Annotated in this window: 20 protein-coding genes; 14 read left to right on the forward strand and 6 right to left on the reverse strand. The window is 71.8% G+C overall.

Features of this window, described 5'->3' with window-relative positions:
- Nucleotides 1-7: 7 nt before the first annotated feature.
- From ACWD68_RS27425 to ACWD68_RS27435, 3 genes are all read right to left on the reverse strand, one after another.
- A complete protein-coding gene (locus tag ACWD68_RS27425; RefSeq protein WP_451809126.1) occupies nucleotides 8-499 on the reverse strand; it encodes a succinate dehydrogenase hydrophobic membrane anchor subunit in 492 nt (163 codons plus the stop codon).
- A 5-nt stretch (nucleotides 500-504) separates the two neighbouring features.
- Nucleotides 505-885 (reverse strand): succinate dehydrogenase, cytochrome b556 subunit, encoded by a 381-nt coding sequence (gene sdhC, locus ACWD68_RS27430; protein WP_121405616.1) that lies wholly within the window; start codon nucleotides 883-885, stop codon nucleotides 505-507.
- Between the two features lie 167 nt (nucleotides 886-1,052).
- On the reverse strand, nucleotides 1,053-1,625 hold the full coding sequence (locus ACWD68_RS27435) for a 2-oxo-4-hydroxy-4-carboxy-5-ureidoimidazoline decarboxylase (protein ID WP_451809162.1): 573 nt from the start codon (nucleotides 1,623-1,625) through the stop codon (nucleotides 1,053-1,055).
- A 350-nt stretch (nucleotides 1,626-1,975) separates the two neighbouring features.
- Between ACWD68_RS27435 and ACWD68_RS27440 the strand changes: the two genes are divergently transcribed.
- From ACWD68_RS27440 to ACWD68_RS27485, 10 genes are all read left to right on the forward strand, one after another.
- Entirely contained in the window at nucleotides 1,976-3,631 is a 1,656-nt protein-coding gene (locus ACWD68_RS27440) for a beta-N-acetylhexosaminidase (RefSeq protein ID WP_451809127.1), read from the forward strand.
- Nucleotides 3,632-3,787: 156 nt separating this feature from the next.
- A complete protein-coding gene (locus ACWD68_RS27445) occupies nucleotides 3,788-4,552 on the forward strand; it encodes a DUF4328 domain-containing protein (protein WP_451809128.1) in 765 nt (254 codons plus the stop codon).
- Nucleotides 4,553-4,647: 95 nt separating this feature from the next.
- Nucleotides 4,648-5,151: a hypothetical protein gene (locus ACWD68_RS27450; protein WP_451809129.1), complete on the forward strand. Its 504-nt coding sequence runs from the start codon at nucleotides 4,648-4,650 to the stop codon at nucleotides 5,149-5,151.
- Nucleotides 5,152-5,237: 86 nt separating this feature from the next.
- Nucleotides 5,238-5,810 (forward strand): hypothetical protein, encoded by a 573-nt coding sequence (locus ACWD68_RS27455; RefSeq protein ID WP_451809130.1) that lies wholly within the window; start codon nucleotides 5,238-5,240, stop codon nucleotides 5,808-5,810.
- A gap of 167 nt (nucleotides 5,811-5,977) precedes the next feature.
- A complete protein-coding gene (locus tag ACWD68_RS27460; RefSeq protein ID WP_451809131.1) occupies nucleotides 5,978-6,358 on the forward strand; it encodes a hypothetical protein in 381 nt (126 codons plus the stop codon).
- Nucleotides 6,359-6,714: 356 nt separating this feature from the next.
- On the forward strand, nucleotides 6,715-7,332 hold the full coding sequence (locus ACWD68_RS27465) for an RNA polymerase sigma factor (protein ID WP_451809132.1): 618 nt from the start codon (nucleotides 6,715-6,717) through the stop codon (nucleotides 7,330-7,332).
- Complete coding sequence (locus ACWD68_RS27470; protein WP_451809133.1) at nucleotides 7,329-7,559, forward strand: hypothetical protein; 231 nt, start codon at nucleotides 7,329-7,331, stop codon at nucleotides 7,557-7,559. Before ACWD68_RS27465 ends, ACWD68_RS27470 begins: the two co-directional genes overlap by 4 nt.
- Nucleotides 7,552-8,310: a hypothetical protein gene (locus ACWD68_RS27475; protein ID WP_451809134.1), complete on the forward strand. Its 759-nt coding sequence runs from the start codon at nucleotides 7,552-7,554 to the stop codon at nucleotides 8,308-8,310. Before ACWD68_RS27470 ends, ACWD68_RS27475 begins: the two co-directional genes overlap by 8 nt.
- A gap of 596 nt (nucleotides 8,311-8,906) precedes the next feature.
- Complete coding sequence (locus tag ACWD68_RS27480; protein WP_451809135.1) at nucleotides 8,907-9,569, forward strand: RNA polymerase sigma factor; 663 nt, start codon at nucleotides 8,907-8,909, stop codon at nucleotides 9,567-9,569.
- On the forward strand, nucleotides 9,569-10,672 hold the full coding sequence (locus ACWD68_RS27485; protein WP_451809136.1) for a hypothetical protein: 1,104 nt from the start codon (nucleotides 9,569-9,571) through the stop codon (nucleotides 10,670-10,672). Before ACWD68_RS27480 ends, ACWD68_RS27485 begins: the two co-directional genes overlap by 1 nt.
- 578 nt (nucleotides 10,673-11,250) lie before the next feature.
- On the opposite strand, the gene ACWD68_RS27490 is transcribed toward ACWD68_RS27485, so the two are convergent.
- The gene (locus ACWD68_RS27490) at nucleotides 11,251-12,132 is read right to left on the reverse strand and encodes a L,D-transpeptidase family protein (RefSeq protein WP_451809137.1); all 882 of its coding nucleotides are present in this window, start codon (nucleotides 12,130-12,132) and stop codon (nucleotides 11,251-11,253) included.
- A gap of 249 nt (nucleotides 12,133-12,381) precedes the next feature.
- Here ACWD68_RS27490 and ACWD68_RS27495 point away from each other — a divergent pair, with 249 nt between their 5' ends.
- Genes ACWD68_RS27495 through leuE form a run of 3 tightly spaced genes read left to right on the forward strand, consistent with a single transcriptional unit; the run spans nucleotide 12,382 to nucleotide 15,070 of the window.
- The gene (locus ACWD68_RS27495) at nucleotides 12,382-13,962 is read left to right on the forward strand and encodes an acyl-CoA mutase large subunit family protein (protein ID WP_451809138.1); all 1,581 of its coding nucleotides are present in this window, start codon (nucleotides 12,382-12,384) and stop codon (nucleotides 13,960-13,962) included.
- Nucleotides 13,940-14,368 carry a Uma2 family endonuclease gene (locus ACWD68_RS27500; RefSeq protein ID WP_451809139.1) on the forward strand — a complete coding sequence of 143 codons (429 nt, stop codon included), beginning with the start codon at nucleotides 13,940-13,942 and terminating at the stop codon, nucleotides 14,366-14,368. Before ACWD68_RS27495 ends, ACWD68_RS27500 begins: the two co-directional genes overlap by 23 nt.
- Before the next feature lie 51 nt (nucleotides 14,369-14,419).
- Entirely contained in the window at nucleotides 14,420-15,070 is a 651-nt protein-coding gene (gene leuE / locus ACWD68_RS27505; protein ID WP_451809140.1) for a leucine efflux protein LeuE, read from the forward strand.
- A gap of 47 nt (nucleotides 15,071-15,117) precedes the next feature.
- Here leuE and ACWD68_RS27510 read toward each other — a convergent pair whose 3' ends face one another.
- Nucleotides 15,118-16,533, reverse strand: a complete 1,416-nt coding sequence (locus tag ACWD68_RS27510; RefSeq protein ID WP_451809163.1) for an FAD-dependent oxidoreductase — start codon at nucleotides 16,531-16,533, stop codon at nucleotides 15,118-15,120.
- A gap of 80 nt (nucleotides 16,534-16,613) precedes the next feature.
- On the opposite strand from ACWD68_RS27510, the gene ACWD68_RS27515 reads away from it, so the two are divergent.
- On the forward strand, nucleotides 16,614-17,273 hold the full coding sequence (locus ACWD68_RS27515; RefSeq protein ID WP_451809141.1) for a TetR/AcrR family transcriptional regulator: 660 nt from the start codon (nucleotides 16,614-16,616) through the stop codon (nucleotides 17,271-17,273).
- A 100-nt stretch (nucleotides 17,274-17,373) separates the two neighbouring features.
- On the opposite strand, the gene ACWD68_RS27520 is transcribed toward ACWD68_RS27515, so the two are convergent.
- Complete coding sequence (locus ACWD68_RS27520) at nucleotides 17,374-18,567, reverse strand: acyltransferase family protein (RefSeq protein WP_451809142.1); 1,194 nt, start codon at nucleotides 18,565-18,567, stop codon at nucleotides 17,374-17,376.
- Nucleotides 18,568-18,800 lie beyond the last annotated feature (233 nt).

An 18,800-nucleotide genomic window follows, 5' to 3' on the forward strand; every position in this document is an offset into this window, starting at 1 on the left:
CCCGTGCCTAGCGGATGTTCGGGTCGAAGGTGAAGATCACCAGCGTGCCCAGCAGAATCGTGAACACCGTGGCGGTGTACAGCAGGCCCTTCAGCCACAGGCGCGTGCCCGCGCGTTCCGCGTAGTCGTTGATGACGGTACGCAGGCCGTTGGCGCCGTGCAGCATGGCGAGCCACAGCATCGCGAGGTCCCAGACCTGCCACCACGGGTTCGCCCACCGGCCGGCCACGAAGGCGAAGCCGACCTTGGAGACGCCGCCGTCGAGGACGAGCTGGATGAGCAGGTGGCCGATGACCAGGACGACCAGGACGATGCCGGACAGGCGCATGAAGAGCCAGCCGTACATCTCGAAGTTGCCGCGGGTCGACTTCGGGGTCTTCTTGGTGCGCTTGCGGGGGGCCTCGATGAACGGGGCCGGGTTGTCGACGCTGTACGCCGAGAACTCTCCGGCACCCTCGACGGGCCCGATGCCGGAAGCGGCGGTGTCAGTAGTGGACATCTGCGTCAGCTCCCGAAGACTTCGCGGAATGCGTGCCCGAGCACGGGGTAGAGCGCCCCGGCCATCAGCACGACCCAAATGCCGACGACGGACCAGAGCATCTGCTTCTGGTAGCGCGGGCCCTTCGACCAGAAGTCGACGGCGATGACACGCAGGCCGTTGAGCGCGTGGAAGAGGATGGCGGCGACGAGGCCGTACTCCAGCAGCGCGACGATCGGCGTCTTGTACGTGGACACGACCTTGTCGTAGTCCTCGGGGGAGACACGGACGAGAGCGGTGTCCAGCACGTGTACGAACAGGAAGAAGAAGATGAGGACGCCGGTGACTCGATGAGCCACCCAGGACCACATTCCTTCCCGGCCGCGGTACAGCGTTCCAGCCGGCACGGAAGAACCCTCCGAAAGCGGGGATTGGGGCCGCGCCGGCTTCTCTGTCGGTCGGGCCCGGCCGGGTACGGTCCACCGGCCCCGGCCATCGTAGCGACGTGTTGTCGGAACGCTTACAGCGGCCCTATCAATGTGATCAAACTGGCAATCAATCAGGCACGTTCGGGCTATTGCGGGCGCCTGATGTCGGCGGGGCGCGGTTCGTCGGCGAACTGGCGCGCGAGTCGGGCCAGCCGGCCGCGGGCCAGTCTGCGCAGCTCGTCGGCGGTGATGACCCGTTCTTCCTCGGGGTCGTGCGTCAATCGCGACCGGATGCCGACGAGCACCTGGTCGAGGGCTTCCCCGGGGGCGAATCCGTCCAGACAAATGACGAATACATGTCCGAATCGACTTTCGTACGCGGCGTGCGCGGCGCTCAGCGCGGTGTGGGCGGCGGAGTACGAGCCGTCCGGGAGCAGCGTGAGCGATTCGCCGGCCAGGGCTTCGGCCAGGTCGGCGGAGGTCAGGTCGTACGCCGCCTCGTCGGCCGCGGCCAGCAGGGCGCCGAGGTCCGGGTAGGGGCGGTGGTCGGCCAGGCGGTGGGCCCAGCGCAGGCTGCGGCAGCAGGTGAGCAGGGCGCGGGTGACCACATCGAGGGGTGCGGAGTTGAATCCGTCGAGGCGGGCCGGGGACGGCGCCGCGCTCTTCTGCTCGGGGAGGGCGACCTGGCCGGGGAGGCGTGGGAGACGGTGCGACGTCAGCGTGGGTCCTCGGCGGTGGGATGGAAACGCGCGACGTCTCGTGAGCGTGACGTGTGCGCGGTACGTGTGTTTCGGCAGGGGGAGAAGTGAAGGGTGTGCCGCTCACGCTATCGAGGTGTGTCGAGAGGTGTCCGACGGATGCCCGGATTTCACCCGCACGGGAGAGTTTCGGAGCGTGCGGTGGACGGTCACGGTGACGGTCGGGGCAGAGTTCGCGGTGGTGCGGAGAGGCTGGAGAGGTGGACTTCCCGATGGAGGAGTACACCTGGATGGGGGGGCGGACCCCGGTGTCGACATGAGCGTGGCGGCATGAGTGTGGCGAATGAGCATGGCGGAATGAGGGTTGCGGAGTGAGTGGTGGCAGGCGGCGGGCGCCCCGGCGGCGGACATGGCAGACCGGGCGGACCGGCCGGGCCGGGCTCGCAGCGGGCGGTCTGGCGGTCGCCGGCGTCGTCGCGGTGGCCGTGGCGGTCTGGCCCGGCGGCGACGGGCAGCCGGCCGGGGCGGGGGTGCCGGCCGGCGACCGGTCGAAGGCCGCGACCGCCGGCGTGTCGCCCGCCGCCAGTCCCTCGCCGAGCCGGAGCTACGCCCTCTCCCGGGCCCCTTCGACCATCCCCGCCGTACGGGAGCACACCGCGGCCCGCGGTCCCGGCTGGCGCCCGGCCGCCGCTTCCCGGGTGGTCGTGAACGACAGCAACCTCGCCGACGAGGGCAAGCTGCTCGCCGGCGAGCTCAAACTGAAGTACGCGGGGCGGACGGGCTCCAAGGCCGGCGATGTCGAGCTCGGCCTCGACAAGGGGAGCGCGGGCCCGGAGTCGTACACCCTCACCGTCAAGAACAGCCGGGTCAAAATCACCGGGCCCGCCGAGACCGGTGTCTTCTACGGCACGCGCACCCTCAAACAAGAGGTGCACGGAGGCGGTACGGCGCCGGAGGGCGTCGTACGCGACCGGCCCGCGAAGCCGTTCCGCGGGTTCATGCTCGACATCGCGCGCAAGCACTTCACGGCGGCCTGGATCGAGGACCGGGTCCGCGAGCTCGGGGACCTGAAATACAACCAGCTCGGCCTGCACTTCTCCGACGACCAGGGCTTTCGCATCCAGTCCGACACGCACCCCGAGATCGTGTCGCAGCAGCATCTGACGAAGGCCGAGGTGCGCAAGATCCTCGCCCTCGCGGCGAGCCGGCACATCACCGTCGTGCCCGAGATCGACTCGCCGGGACACCTCGGCGCGGTCATCGCGGCACACCCCGACCTCCAGTTGCGCAATGTGTCGGGGGTCCCCACACGCGGCGCCGTGGACATCTCCAAGCCTGCTTCGGCGAAGATCGTCGACGAGCTGCTCAACGAGTACGCGGGCCTCTTCCCCGGCGCCTACTGGCACCTCGGCGGCGACGAGTACCAGGCTCTGACGGTGGCGAACCCGGCGGCGTCCTTCCCGCAGCTGGCCACCGCGGCCCGGAACAGGTTCGGGGCGGGCGCGAGCGTCGCCGACCTCGCGACCGGCTGGCTGAACGACCGCGCCAAGGTGATCCACGGGCACGACCGGACGGCGCGGGTCTGGAACGACGGCATCTTCAGCGGGGGCACCGTCCAGGCGGACAGCGATCTCCAGGTGGCGTACTGGACCGGCAAGGAGATCGGGGCCCGGCCGCCGGTCGCGTACCTGAGCACGGGCCGCAAGGTCATCAACTACAACGACGAGTTCCTCTACTACGTCCTCGGTGAACCCCAGACCTTCGTCTATCCGACCGGGCAGCGTATCTACGAGCAGTGGACCCCCCTCGTCCTGCGCGGTACGGCACCGGTCCCCGCGAAGTACGACCCCCAGATCCTCGGCGCGTCCTTCGCCGTCTGGTGCGACCTCGCGGGCTCGCAGACCCAGGACCAGGTCGCGGCCGGCATCCGCATGCCGCTGCGCGCCCTGACCCAGAAGCTGTGGGATCCGCGCAAGCCGGCCCTGTCCTGGGCGGAGTTCAGGGCGCTCGCCGACCGGCTGGGCTGAGCCGGGACCGGCGCGTCGGGAACGGGCTGGACGCGGCGACGCGCCGAACCGTATCTTCCGGTTACTTGTTCGTATGCCGGGCGTGATCCCTGGGGAGGGGCGCGCCCGGTTTCCTGTGTCGTCACCACGCGGTGCCGGCACCTCCGGGGGGTTTTCATGACCATGCCGCCATCGCAGGGACCCGTCCCGCCGCAGCCCATGCCGCAGGGACCCGTATCGCCGCTCCCCCTGGCGCCGCTGCCGCCGCTCGCCCCGCCGCACGGCGCTGCCTGGCTGCGCTCGCCGGTCGCCCTCGGAAAGGCCACCGCCGCGCTGCTCGGCCTGGTGATCGCCGCCGACCTCTTCGCGCTCTGGGCGGACAACACGATGCTCGACGTGACGGGCGCCCTCGCGGACGGCGAGTTCGGTGACGCCGTTCAGCGGCGGGCCGATCACGCGGACTCGCTCTACGCCATCGCCGGGAACGCGCAGATGTTGACGCTCGTGGCGGCGGTCGTCGTCTACCTGATCTGGTTCCTGCGGGTCCGCGTCAACGCCGAGGTCTTCAACCCGTTCGGGCACACCAAGTCCCGGGCCTGGGCGGGCTGGGGCTGGTTCGTGCCGGTGGTGAACCTCTGGTTCCCGCGGCGGATCATGCTGGACATCTGGGACGCGAGCGGCCCCGCAGGCGCCCGGAACGGGCGCGGGCTCGTCCAGACCTGGTGGACCTTCTGGATCATCGGGCTGTTGGCCAACCGGGCCTCCTTCACCGCGTACCGAAAGGCCGAGACCGCCCAGGAGATCCGGGACGCCGTCGGCCAGGTCATGGTCGCCGACCTCCTCGACATCGTGACCGCGGGCCTCGCGATCCTCGTCGTGCTGAGGCTGACCCGCATGCAGGACCGGAAGGCGCACGAGGGTCCGCTCGCGCACGGCGCCTGACGCGCGCCGATTCGTCCGTTTCGCTGGCCAACCCCCGCGCCGCTGTGGTGTATTCGGCCCCAGCCGCTGAACCGACACACCCGGGGGGAACCGGTATGGGCTACTGGGGCTACTACGTCGTGGGCAGAAGCGAGGCACCGCTCGCGGAGACGATCGCGCTGGCCGGGGCGCCGGGCCTGCTGGCGCGGAGCACGGCGCCCGGCGGCTGGCAGGTGTGGGAGTACCCGAGCGGGGACGGCGGGATCGGGAACATGAACGCGCTCGCCCGGGAGACCGGCGCGCCCGCGCTCTTCGGATACGTCATGGACAGCGCCTGCGTGGCTGTCGAGGCGGCGGCGCCGTCGGGCGGCGCGTGGACCACGTGTCTCGCGCGGGACGCGATGGCCGGTTACCTCGAGGGCGCCGAGGGCGGACTCGGCGTCGACGACTACTTCCTGGAGCCGGCCGACGCGGCCGAGCGCGCGGTCGCCTGGGCCGCCGAGGCGGGGCTCTCCGTGGCGGTCGGACCGCTCCTCGACGTGCTGGGTGCCGAGCCCGGGCCGTTGGCCGAAAACCTGTTCTTCCAGTTCCTCGACCGGCTCGGTGTGGTCCCACTGTGACACTCCTGGACCGTTGCACGCAGTAAGGGGAAGTGCGGGCTCCGTGAGGCATGGGCGCCCTGTCGAGGCATTTCGAGGGAGTCGTGATGAGTCTGGTGGAACTGATCGCTCAGGCGGACGAGCGAGGTCTGGCGGCGAGCGGTCTGGCTTGTTTGGATCGGTGCGTACCGCTGCTGGGCGGGGACGACGATGTCCTGCGGCCCCTGTGGGCGAGCCTCGCGGAGGCGGACACCTGGGCCGAGTGGGGCACGCGTCTGGAGCAGGCGCGCGCCAAGCTGGACGCGGAGGACCCCGGGCCGGCCGTGACCGACGAGGACCAGGCCGCCGTACTCGCACGCCGCATGCTCGACGCCGTCCCCACGGAGCCCTCCGGGGACGAACTCCGCGCCTGGGCGGACGCCTGCTCGGTGGCGGCGCTGCAGGTGCACCGGTTCCTCGACCACGCCGACGACGCCGAGGGTTGTGTGACGGCCCGCCGCGAGGGGCGTACGGAGGGCATGTCCCCGCTCGTGGCCGCCGAGCTGCGCCGGCAGGTCGTCATCCTGGAAGTGCTCGCCGAGCACGGCGCGGGCGGACTGCGGCTCGCGCTGGACGCGTCGACGGAGGGGCGACGTGTGCTGCGGGCGGTGGTGTCGCGCAGGGCGCGCGGGCGGGCGTAGACCGGGACGCGGGTGCGCCGGAGGAGGGGTGCGGCTCCGGCGCGCCCAAACCTGGTTCCTGCGGGGTTCCTGTGACGGTCCTGGGGCGGAGATGGCGGTCCTGGGCCGGTGTCGCGAACCCTCGTCCGAGCGGGTGACGAATCCGGCCGCCGTCACGCTCTACGAGTGTGAACGCAACTCAAGCAACCAGGCCCGCAGCTGCGACGAAGCCCGTTCGCTGGGCGGCCGACACGGTCGCGACCATGCGCGAGGGCGCCCGGCTGCGTCTCGACTACTCGGGGCAGAGTCTGTGGCGTGTCGACCGCATGATCGAGGAGATCCGCCGGGACGGTGCGCCGTACGCCGCCGTCGAGAGCGTGCTGCGCGGATTCGGGGCGTACGCCGGCGAGGTCGTCGCCCGTCAGACCGGCGCCGAGTGGTGGGAGACGGGCGGCGAACACTGGCTGCGCACGCCCGACGGGCGGCTCTGGGACCCGATCGAGGAGGCCCGCCGCTGCTACGCGGGCGACGGCTCCCTCCGACTGCTGTGCCGGGAGGCCACGCGCTAGCGTCGTGTCCGCAAGGCCGGGGGTACGTCCGGAACATCGCCGATGTGGGCGCCATGCCCTTCGGCGCCGAGTTCGGGAACACCAGCGCCGAGCCCGGGTCGCCGGCCGGGTCGCGCGCTGGGCCGCCGGCAAGCCCTGGTCCGACGTCGATGAGCTCGACCCGGGCCGCGAGCGCGGGTGTTCGGGTTCAGTGGCCGCCTGCCGCCTGCGGTCGGTGATCCGCCTGAGGCGGGTGGGTCCTCTGACGCACTGTGACATTTCCTTGAGGCCCGACGCTGATGACCATGGGGGTGTCGACGCGGCCGACCGCGTCGGCAGGGCACATTCGAGCGAACTCGGTGCGAACGAGGACAGTGTTGGGCCAGGGAGGGGAACCCCGCCGCGCGCAGCCGTACGACGCGGAACTGGGCGTGGCCGTGGCGCGGGCGCAGGACGGGGACGAGGCCGCCTTCGCGGTCGCGTACCGGATCGTGCAGCCCGGACTGCTCGGATATCTGCGCGGGATCGTCGGCGACGACGCGGAGGACGTGGCCTCCGACGCCTGGCTGGAGATCGCCCGGGATCTGGGACGGTTCCGGGGGGACGGCGCCGGGTTCCGCGGCTGGACCGCGACCATCGCCCGGCACCGGGCACTGGACCATCTGCGCCGGCTGAAGGTTCGGCCCAGAGGAACCACCCTCGAGCAGGACGTGCTGGACCTGCCCGGCAGGCACAGCACGCACGACGAGGCGTTGGAGAGCCTGTCCACCGAGTACGCCCTGGAACTGGTCGCGGGACTGCCGCGTGACCAGGCCGAGGCAGTGCTCCTGCGGGTGGTCGTCGGCCTCGACGGACCGGCCGCGGCGCGCGTGCTCGGCAAACGCCCGGGCGCGGTGCGCACCTCCGCCCACCGGGGCCTGAAGCGGCTCGCGCGCCAGCTCGGCGTCACGGGTGTGACGGATGAGGAGCCCCGGACGCTGGGGGAGTCGGGATGAACGCGACGTCCGGCACCCCGTCGGCGCCCGGAACGGAACCGTCGTACGGCGGCCGGACGTTGGACGACGCAGGACCGCCGGACGGCGAACTGCCCTGGTGCGGCGGGCGGTTGCCGGGCGGAGCCGGGGCGCCGAACGGCGAGACGCCGCCGTTCGGTGGGAAGGCGTCGTACGGCGAGGAGTTGTCGGGCGGAGCGGCAGGCGGAGATGGAACCGGACATGGGTGAACGGCACGGTGACGGCGGGACCCCCGACCGTCGGGTCGCGCATCCGGTGGACCCCGGGAGCGAACAGGCCGCGCTGGAGACGCGCCTCGCCGCGGCGATCCGCGGCCGGGCGGACGGCACCGAGGCGGAGGCGCATGCCGTGGCCGCCTTCCGGGCCGCGCGGGACGGTGGCGCGCACGGCGCGCGCACCCGGCGGCGGGACGACTGGCGCCCCAGGGAACGGTGGGCGCCGATTCGTTCCGTGCGGGTCACGTTCGCCGTACTGCTGGCCGGTCTGACCCTCGGCGGCGTCGCCGTCGCGGCCATCGGGTCGTCCTCGCACGGCGACGGCGACCGGGACCGGGCCGGGGCCCGGCCGTCGAACAGCGTCCAGGACCGGTTTCCCGCCGCGGCCGCGCCGTCCGCCGGTCCGGGGGCTCCCGGTGTCTCCACCCCGGGCGGCTCCGTGGCGCCCGGCCTCACGGGCCGTCCGCCGCGGGCCCAGGACACCGAGGCCCACTGCCGTGCGTACGCCTCGGTCAGGGGCCGGGGCGACGCCCTGAACGCGACGGCCTGGCAGCGGCTCGTCACGGCCGCGGGCGGCGAGGACAAGGTCGAGGCGTTCTGCGCCGAGCGGTTGGCCGATGACAGCGGGACCAAGGACGCGAAGCGGACCGGGAAGAGCGGGAAGAGCGGGAACGCGGGCGGGACGCCGGCTCCGGGAGCCTCGGCGGTCACGCCGAAGCCGACGAAGGCCAAGGGCGGGCGGTAGGCGGGCCGGGATCGGCGGGGCGTGGCGCCCGGGCCGGTCCGGGCGGCACGGAGCACGTGACCGGGGATGCGGGTGAGCCCGTTCTCGGGCGGGAGTCTCGGGACGCGGTGGGCGCGCGGCGCATGTTCTCGCCTGTCCGGCCGCGCGCGTCCTCGCCGAGGGCGACGGCGCACATCCTGCGGACGGCGACGGCGTCCGTCCCTGCCGATGGCAACGGCCGGGGCCGCCACCCCCCACAGGAGAGGCCCCGACCGTCGCGCGGCACGGGCCGCGCGGCGACCCGTATTCTCTACAGCGCCGCGACTGCGTTTTGTGTCACACCTCGCTCCGTCACCATGTAGTTGCGTGTTGTACGAACATGGACGGGGAGCTGTTTCAGGCCGTAACGTTCCTTTCGCGCCGGGTGCGGAGAACGGACGACGGCAACCACGAGGGATCCGGGACCACGAATGCGTGGATCCGGGGACCGCGACCACGTGGGACCTGAGACCAGTACCACGTGGACCTGAGACCACAACCGTCCATCGAGGGACGACAACGGCGAGGACCCGGTCCGCGAGAGCGGCGCCGGTCGAGGCGCAAAGAGGGGCGCGGGGGTGCTGGGGGACGACGCGGAGCTGACCGCCGCGGTACTTGCTGCACAGGCCGGGGACGAGACCGCGTTCCGGACTGTGTACCGAGCGGTGCACCCACGCCTGCTCGGGTACGTGAGGACGCTGGTGGGCGAGCCGGACGCGGAGGACGTCACGTCCGAGTCCTGGCTCCAGATCGCCCGTGACCTGGAGCGGTTCAGCGGGGACGCGGACCGGTTCCGCGGCTGGGCGGCGAGGATCGCACGCAACCGCGCCCTGGACCACATACGCATGCGTGGACGCCGCCCCGCGATAGGCGGCGACGAGACCGAGCTGACCGGCCAGGCCGCCGAGTCCGACACCGCGATCGAGGCGATCGAGGCGCTGTCGACCGACAGCACCCTCTCGCTCATAGCCCAGCTCCCGCAGGACCAGGCGGAGGCCGTCGTCCTGCGCGTCGTGGTCGGCCTCGACGCCAAGACGGCCGCCGAGACCCTCGGCAAGCGCCCCGGAGCCGTCCGCACGGCGGCGCACCGCGGCCTGAAACGACTCGCGGAGCTGCTCGGAGCCGATCCGGAATCCGCCGGCGCACTGGACGCCGTACCCCCGCAACGAGGTTCGCGCACCCGCGCGGTGACGTCCGCCGGTGTGACGCATACGCGTTCGCGGACGCAGAAGGACATGTGATGGCCGACGAGCAGTACAGGTGGCTGGACCGCGATGCCTCGGAGCGCCTGCTGCGGGGAGAGCCGCTGGAAGCCGTCGACGCCGGTACCCGCGAACAGGTGGACCGACTCGCCGAGGCCCTCGGTGCACTGGCCGCCGAACCCTGGCTGAGCAGCGATGAACTCCCGGGCGAGGCAGCCGCGTTGGCCGCTTTCCGCAAGGTGCGCGCGGGCGGGGACGGCGCCGCGGCGCAGCTCGGCCACCGTCGCGCGCGCCCCGGTGCGCATGCCGCTGACGCCGGACTCGTACGCCTCGGGCGCCCCGCCGCGCACGGACGCCGGACGCGCTGGGGGCGTCCCACCCGATTCGGGCTCGCCGCGGTGCTCGCCGTCGGGATGGTCGGCGGGGTGGCCGTCGCGGCCGGAACCGGAGTGCTGCCGACGCCGTTCACCCGTGAGCACCCGGGGCCGGCCGCCTCGGCCTCGGCGGTACGGACCCCGGACCGGCCGCTGGTCTCACCTTCGCCCTCGCCCGGGGTCACCGGCGGCAGGGGAACCGTGCTGCCGACGCCCGACGGTCCGTCCGGCGACCCGTCCGCCGACTCCCCCTCGACCGCCGGACCCGGCGCCGAGGAGACGACCGGCCGGCCCGGTCCGGACTCCACCGGGAGATCCGACCGCACCCGCGAGTGGTGGGCCCGTACGCGCGCGTACTGCCGTGACGTCCTCGACGGCAAGGACCTCGACGCGGACCGCCGGCGCGCTCTGGAGCATGTGGCCGGTGGCGGCGCCCGGGTGAAGCTGTACTGCTCGGGTGTCCTCGGCCGGCGACTGGGCGACTCCGACGACGGCCGGAGCGGCGGAGCGGGGGACGGCGGCGGGCAGGGGTCGGGGGAAGAGGGCTCCGACCAGGGAGACCAGGGCGGCGGCGATGGCGACGGCGACGGCCACCACATAGGGCCGCGCGGCAACGACCACCGGGGCAACGGCGGCCTCACCGTCCCGTCCGCCCTGAACCCGAGGCTGACACCGCTCCTGCCGGTCAGGCCGATGAGGTCCGCGTCGGCCTCGACGCCGAGTTCGACGAGCCCGACGCCGGGCCCGCTGGACAGCGTCCTGTCGTGAAGCGCCGTTCATCCAGGCGCTGATCGCGCCGTCGGCTTCCCGGCCCTCTGCCGTCCGGCCGTCGTGCCGTGGTTCCGCGGCCGCCGCGCCGTCGTACCCTCGTTCGCCGCCTGCCGGGCCGTCAGTTCTCCGGCGTGTGCGGGCGTGCCGCTCGTTCCCGTGCCGTCGTGCGGTCGTTCCTCGACCGCCGCGCCGTCGGCTCCTCGACCGGCGTGCTTTCGTGCCGTCAGCTCTCCGACCAGCGCACTCTCGTGACGGTCGCCCTCGCGCACGGGGCGCTCGGGTGCCCCGCCCGGCCGCGCCCACGGGCGGCTCAGCCCCCTGACCCCTCATCCGGCGAGCCCCGCGGCACCCCGCTGACCTGCGGTTTCGTACTTCTTTCAACTTTCTTCGGCCCGGGTGTGACGTTTTCGGCACCGGTGACGCAGTAAGGGGTGAGCCGACTGGTCATCGGCCGTCGCACGGAGCCGGGGTTCCCCCCGTACCCATGGCTCTGTGCAACTGGCGCGGGCGGGACACGTTCCCCCGGTCCCGCCCGCGCCCCACTCTTCCCCGCCCCGCCTTCGCGCAGGGGCCCGTCACCAGTAGACGACGACCTTGTCGCCCGTCCGGACCTGCGCGAACAGCGCCGCGACCTTCCCCTCGTCCCGCACATTGACGCAGCCGTGCGAGGCGCCGTAGTAGCCGCGGGCCGCGAAGTCCGGTGAGTAGTGGACCGCTTGGCCGCCGCTGAAGAACATCGCGTACGGCATGGACGTGTCGTAGATCGTCGACACATGGTGGCGGGACTTGAAGTAGACGCTGAACACACCTTCGCGGGTCGGCGTGTATTGCGAGCCGAACCGCACGTCCATCTGCGAGACCGTCTTCCCGTCGACCATCCAACGCAGCGTGCGACTCGTCTTGCTGACGCACAGGACGCGGCCCGTCAGACAGCGCGGGTCGGGCTTCGCGGCCGGCTGCCCGCCGTAGGGGTACAGCTCCCAGTCGGCCGGCTCGTGCGTCATCTTCCGCAGCCGCTGCCAGGTGACGGCGTCCAGTTCACCGGTGCGCGGCAGTCCCCGCTTGCCCTGGAACCCCTTCACGGCCGCGACCGTCCGGGCGTCGTACGTCCCCGTCGGCGGGGTGATCAGCCAGGCGACCTGGTGCAGCCGGGCCTGCGCCTCGCGGACGTCGTCGCCCCGGTCGCCGCGGGACCAGAGGACCTTGGCGGGGACGGCGGCCGGCTTGTCGTCCTTCCCTGTCGGGGTGGCGGCGGGCTTGTCGTCGTCCTTGCCCTTCGACGCGGCGGGGGGCTTGTCGTCCTTCCCCGTCGTCGTGGGGGCCGCGCCGAGCGAACCGTCGATCCGTACCGGCGGAGCCGTCCTTCCCTGCGCGTCCACGGCCTGCGCCGTGCAGCCGCTCACCGCGGCGAGCGCCGCGAGCGCGGCCAGCGATCTCTTCTTGCCACTCGTACGCATCCGGACCCCTGTTCCACCCGTCCTGTCGTGCACATCGGCCCCCCGTTCCGCCGTCGTGTCACCTGAGATGCTCCCCGCGGGTGACCGGTTGCGAACCAGGCGGCATGGTGGAAGGGAACCATGAAACGGGCCCATGATCCGGTCCCTGAGCAAGGTCCCGGCGCGGGTCCCTCCACCGGGTGCACCTCGGCCGCTACAGTCCGCCAAGGTCGATTCCTGTCATCGGGCAGCTTCACGGGAGGCACAGCAATGACGCGCGAATCCGAGTCCGGACTGCCCATCGAACCGGTTTACGGCCCCGACGCTCTGGACGGCTGGGACCCGGCCGAGAAGCTGGGAGCCCCGGGCGCGTACCCCTTCACCCGTGGTGTGTATCCGTCGATGTACACGGGCCGCCCGTGGACGATGCGGCAGTACGCCGGTTTCGGCACGGCCAACGAGTCCAACGCCCGCTACAAGCAGCTGATCGCGAACGGCACGATGGGCCTGTCGGTCGCCTTCGACCTGCCCACCCAGATGGGCCACGACTCGGACGCCCCCCTCGCGCACGGCGAGGTCGGCAAGGTCGGCGTGGCGATCGACTCGATCGACGACATGCGCGTCCTGTTCGGCGGGATCCCGCTGGACAAGGTCTCCACCTCGATGACGATCAACGCGCCCGCCGCGCTGCTGCTGCTGATGTACGAGCTCGTCGGCGAGGAACAGGGCGTCCCGGCGGACCGGTTGACGGGCACCATCCAGAACGACGTGCTCAAGGAGTACATCGCGCGCGGGACGTACATCTTCCCGCCCAAGCCGTCCCTGCGGCTGATCGCGGACATCTTCAAGTACTGCCGGACCGAGATCCCGAAGTGGAACACGATCTCGATCTCGGGTTACCACATGGCCGAGGCGGGGGCGTCGCCCGCGCAGGAGATCGCGTTCACGCTCGCCGACGGCATCGAGTACGTCCGTACGGCGGTCGCGGCGGGCATGGACGTCGACGACTTCGCGCCCCGCCTCTCCTTCTTCTTCGTCGCCCGTACGACGATCCTGGAGGAGGTCGCCAAGTTCCGTGCCGCCCGCCGGATCTGGGCCCGGGTGATGAGGGACGAGTTCGGCGCGAAGAACCCCAAGTCGCTGATGCTGCGGTTCCACACCCAGACGGCGGGTGTGCAGCTGACGGCGCAGCAGCCGGAGGTGAACCTCGTCCGCGTCGCGGTCCAGGGCCTCGGCGCCGTCCTCGGCGGCACGCAGTCGCTGCACACCAACTCCTTCGACGAGGCCATCGCGCTGCCCACCGACAAGTCCGCGCGACTGGCCCTGCGCACCCAGCAGGTGCTGGCCTACGAGACGGACGTGACGGCGACGGTCGATCCCTTGGCGGGCTCGTACGTCATCGAGAGCATGACCGACGACGTCGAGGCGGCGGCCGTCGATCTTATGACGAGGGTCGAGGACCTGGGCGGCGCGGTCGGGGCCATCGAGCACGGCTTCCAGAAGGGCGAGATCGAGCGCTCCGCGTACCGCGTCGCCCAGGAGACCGACTCCGGCGAACGTGTGGTCGTCGGCGTCAACCGCTTCCGGCTCGACACGGAGGAGCCCTACGAGCCGCTCCGCGTCGACCCGGCCATCGAGGCCCAGCAGGCCGAACGCCTCGCCCGGCTCCGCGCCGAGCGCGATCAGCCCGCTGTCGACGCCGCCCTCGCCGCCCTGAAGAAGGCCGCCGAGGGCACGGACAACGTCCTGCACCCGATGAAGGACGCCCTGCGCGCCCGCGCGACGGTCGGCGAGGTCTGCAACGCGCTCCGCGAGATCTGGGGGACGTATGTGCCGGCGGACGCCTTCTGACCTGGGTGATTCCTCCGTACGGTACGTCCAAGGCGTCGGCCTCTGGCTGCCTACGCTGCCCGCGGACTTCGCGATCCCCGACTTCTCCATCGTCGACGAGGACTTCCGGGACGCCCTCGTCCAGAAGAACTGCTACGCCCCGAACGTCTTCCGCCTCGTCGTCGAAGTGACCTCGTCGAACTGGTCCGTCGACCTCGGCCCCAAGGTCGAGTGCTACGCCGAGGCCGGTGTCCCCGTCTACATCGTCGCCGACCGCGAACACGACGAGGTCCTGCTGTACCAGGACCCGGCCGCCGGCAGATACCCGGCGCCCGAGCGTTACAAGCGGGGCCAGAGTGTCCCGGTCCCGGCGTCCGTCGGTGTCGACCTCGACCTCCCGGTGGACACCCTCCTCGACGGTGACTGACCAGCGAGACGCCCCTACGCGCTGTCGTACCCCCGTGCGACACTCGCTCTCATGCTTGGTGTCATCGATCTCCCCACCTATCTCGCGGGTCTCGTCCTGATCGTCCTGCTGCCGGGACCGAACTCGCTGTACGTGCTGTCCGTCGCCGCCCGCAAGGGCATCCGCACCGGATATACGGCCGCGGCGGGCGTGTGGTGCGGGGACACCGTGCTGATGACGCTGTCGGCGGCCGGGGTGGCGTCGCTGCTGCAGACGAACGCCGTGCTCTTCGGGATCGTGAAGTACGCCGGAGCGGGATATCTGACGTGGCTGGCGGTCGGGATGCTGCGGGCGGCGTGGGCGATGTGGCGGGCCCGGCGTGAGCCGGCCGTGCAGAGCGCGGAGACCGATGCGGTGGCCGGGGAGCGGCCCTTCCGGCGGGCGCTGGTGATCAGCCTGTTCAACCCGAAGGCGATCCTGTTCTTCGTCGCCTTCTTCGTGCAGTTCGTCGACCCCGGGTACGCCTACCCGGCCCTCTCCTTCGTCGTGCTCGGCGCCTTCGCCCAGCTCGCGAGCTTCCTCTATCTGACCGCGCTGATCTTCAGCGGCACGCGGCTTGCGGCGGCCTTCCGCCGGCGCAAGCGCCTCTCCGCGGGCGCCACGACCGCTGCCGGTGCCCTCTTCCTCGGCTTCGCGGTCAAGCTCACGCTCGCCGGCGCCTAGGGCGGACCCGCCCCGGGCAGGGCGGTGCGGAGCAGGGCGGGTCCTGGTCAGCCGACGGTCAGACCCACCCGGGTCGCGTACTCGGGCAGATCCCGTGTGCCGGTGCCCGCCCATCCCACATAGCCGTCGGGGCGGACGAGGAAGACCCCGGTCCCGTACCTCTCGTACGACCCGATCCGTACGGTGCGGACGCCGGGGAGCACCGGCGGTTGCGCGTCCGCGCCGACCGTCAGCAGCGTCCAGTGCGGTCCCCGGAACGCGTCGAAGAGGTGTACGCCCTCCACGGTTCCGTCGGGGGCGCGGTCACCCGCGCGCAGGGACTCGTCCGGCAGGTCCGTACGGGTCTCCACCGCGAGCGAGGAGTCGCGGTAGCCGAGCCCGAGCTGTCGGGTCGCCCCGCCGCGGCGGACCTCGCCGCGGTGGACCCGGGTGGACAGGCCGAGCATGTCGGCGGCGACGGGGAGCCGCTCCTCCTCGTAGGTGTCGAGGAGGGACGCGGGAGCCTCGCCGCGCAGCACCGCGCCGAGCTTCCAGCCCAGGTTGTAGGCGTCCTGGACGCTGGTGTTGAGCCCCTGGCCGCCGGCCGGGGAGTGGATGTGCGCCGCATCCCCGGCGAGGAAGACCCGCCCCGCGCGGAAGCGGTCCGCCAGCGCCGCGCGCGGCCGGAAGTCGGAGGCCCAGCGCACCTCGGTGACGGCCTCGGGCGAGAGGTGGGAGCGCGCGGCGACGGTCTTGCGGATGCCGTCGAGGGACAGGTCGACGTCCGTGCCCTCCGGGAACTGCGCCACGACCTGGAAGTCCTCCGTGCCGGCCAGCGGGCAGATCGCCAGGAATCCGCCGGTGTCCTCGCGCGGCGGGAAGACATGCCAGTTCTCGCGGTCCAGCCCGCTGATCCGTACGTCCGCCACCAGCATCGAGTCAGGGTCGACGGTCTCCCCGGTCATGGCGATCCCGAGCGCGCGCCGTACCGCGGAGCGCCCACCGTCGGCGGCGACGACGTACCGCGCGCGGACCGGTGCGCCGGAGGCGAACTCCACGGTCACCCCGTCCCGGTCCTGGGCGACCGCGACGACCTCGCGGCCGAAGGCGACCCGGCCCCCCAGCTCCTCCAGTCGCGCGAAGAGGATCTCCTGCGTACGCCACTGCGGCACCATCCACGGCGCGTTGTACGGCGAGTCGTCGGTCGGCTCGGCCGGGTCGAACATCTGGTGCTCGCCGATCCGCTCGCCGTCCTGCCAGATCATCCCGACCGGGTAGTCGCCGCCCGCCGAGCGGATCGCGTCGAGGACGCCGAGGTCGTCGAAGACCTCCATCGTGCGCGGCTGGATCCCCTTGCCGCGTGAGCCGGGGAACAGCGCGTCGGCCCGCTCCACCACGAGGGCGTCCACCCCGCGCCGGGCGAGATCGGAGCCGAGGGCGAGACCGGTCGGGCCCGCGCCGACGACGAGTACGTCCACGTCCATGTTCACGTCCACAGTCATCTCCTTAACGCTGTTAAGTTCCATGCCGCGAGCATGCCCTTAACGGCGTTAAACTGTCAAGCGTGGTTACCCAGAGACCCCAGCGATCCCCCAAGCTGGACAAGAAGCAGGTCGTCGAGACCGCCCTTCGGCTGCTCAACGAGACGGGCCTCGACGGCCTCACCCTCCGGGCCATCGCCAAGGAGCTGAACGTCCAGGCGCCCGCGCTCTACTGGCATTTCAAGAACAAGCAGGAACTGCTCGACGAGATGGCCACGGAGATGTACCGCCGGATGGTGGCGGACGTGGGGGAGGGCCCGGACGCCGGCTGGCGGGAGCGGTTGCTCGCCGCCAACCGCGGACTGCGCGCCGCCCTGCTGAGCTACCGCGACGGCGCGAAGGTCTTCAGCGGCTCACGCTTCACGGGCACCCTGCACGCGGTCGAGATGGAGCGGACACTGCGGCTCTTCACCGAGTCGGGATTCACCCTCACGCAAGCGGTCCGGGCGACGTCCACCACGTACGTGTACACGATCGGCTTCGTCACCGAGGAGCAGGGCGTCCAGCCTCTGCCGGGCGAGCGCCGCGAGGGCTACGACCTGGACGAACGCGCCCGCCGCATGGCCGACTTCCCCTTGTCGGCCGCGGCGGGCGCGGAGATCTTCGGGAACTACGAACGGCACTTCGAGGAAGGCCTGCACCTGGTCGTCGCGGGCATCGAGGCGCGCTACGGCATCGGCTGAGCCGGTGTCACCGGGGCCCGCCCGGCAGCCGCGCCGTCGCACGCCGGGAGGCGCGGGCGTTGCGCACCGCGCGCGTGAGGACCGGCTGTCGGAGGATCGGCTATCGGGGGACCGGCTGTCGGAGGGTCGGCTGCGGGCGCGGTTTCGCCAGTGCCGCGCGCAGCTTCGGGGTGAGCCGGTTCTCCACGAACCGGTTGAGCAGCCAGGCCAGGAGCAGCATGGTGGCGACCGTGGCCAGGAACGTTCCGTACGACGGGATGTGCAGGGTCTGGTGGTAGGCCTTGATGGCGACCCAGCCCAGGTGTTCGTGGACCAGGTAGAACGGGTACGTCAGCGCGCCCGCGACCGTCAGCCAGCGCCAGTTCGCCCAGTTCAGCCAGCCCAGCGCGATCGCGGCCACGGCGACATAGCCGAAGGTGACGACGAGCATGATGCCGAGGGCCGAGCGGTCGGAGAAGAACGCCGGGTTCGGGGCGTGCCACAGGCGCTGGACCGCGTAGTGCTGGCCGATCAGCCAGCTCACACCGACGATGCCCCAGGCGTACGCGTCACGCCGGTCGCGGTGGACGAGGTAGAGGCCGACGCCGCCGATGAAGTACGGGGCGTACTCCGGCATCAGGACCATGTTCAGGAGCGGCTCGTTCACGCCCTGTGCGATGGCCGCGGCCAGAGTCCAGCCCGCGCAGAACAGGATCACGCGCCGTCGGTTCGCCCCCGGCAGCACGATGCACAGCGCGAAGAGGGCGTAGAAGCGGATCTCCGCCCACAGGGTCCAGCACACGCCCAGCACCCGGTCGACGCCCAGTGGCTGCTGGAGCATGGTGAGGTTGACCAGCGCGTCGCTCGGCGAGACCGCCTCGTACGCGACGGCGGGCAGGGCGAACACCGCCGTCACGATGACGATCGCGGCCCAGTACGCGGGCAGCAGGCGGGAGGCGCGGGATGCGAAGAAGGAGCGCAGCGGACGGCCCCAGCCGCTCATGCAGATGACGAAGCCGCTGATCACGAAGAAGACCTGCACGCCCAGGCAGCCGTAGGCGAACAGCTGGTGCAGCGTGGGGAACTGATGCTTCGGCGAGCTGCCCCAGGCCCGCACCACTTCGCCGTCCCGGCCGCCGTAGTGATACCCCGCCACCATCAGGGCCGCGACGAGCCGCAGCCCGTCCAGGGCACGCAGCCGGTTCTCCCGGCGCGCCACGGGCCTGGGCGCGGGAGATGTCTCGGCAGGAGGCAGGACGGTACGGACCACGGTGCCGGTTGACGTCCCGCGGGCCTCCTCGGGCGTGTCGATCACAGGGTTCCCCTCAATGGGACTCAGCTGGCCCACAGCACGTTAGTCCGATAGTCGGGGATGTTTGCGTCTTGGCAAGGCCGGTTCGTCATACCGCCCATGGGAGTTCATCTCGGTGATGCCGCCACGTTGAGAATTCTTCCGAATCGTCACAAATCGCCACCGGATCCCGCAGCGCGACCGAACGGGTGTCGCAGGAGAAAGCGCAGGGGGCGCTCAAGGTCGCGCGCAGAGGG

This window comes from Streptomyces sp. NPDC005141, assembly GCF_053599975.1.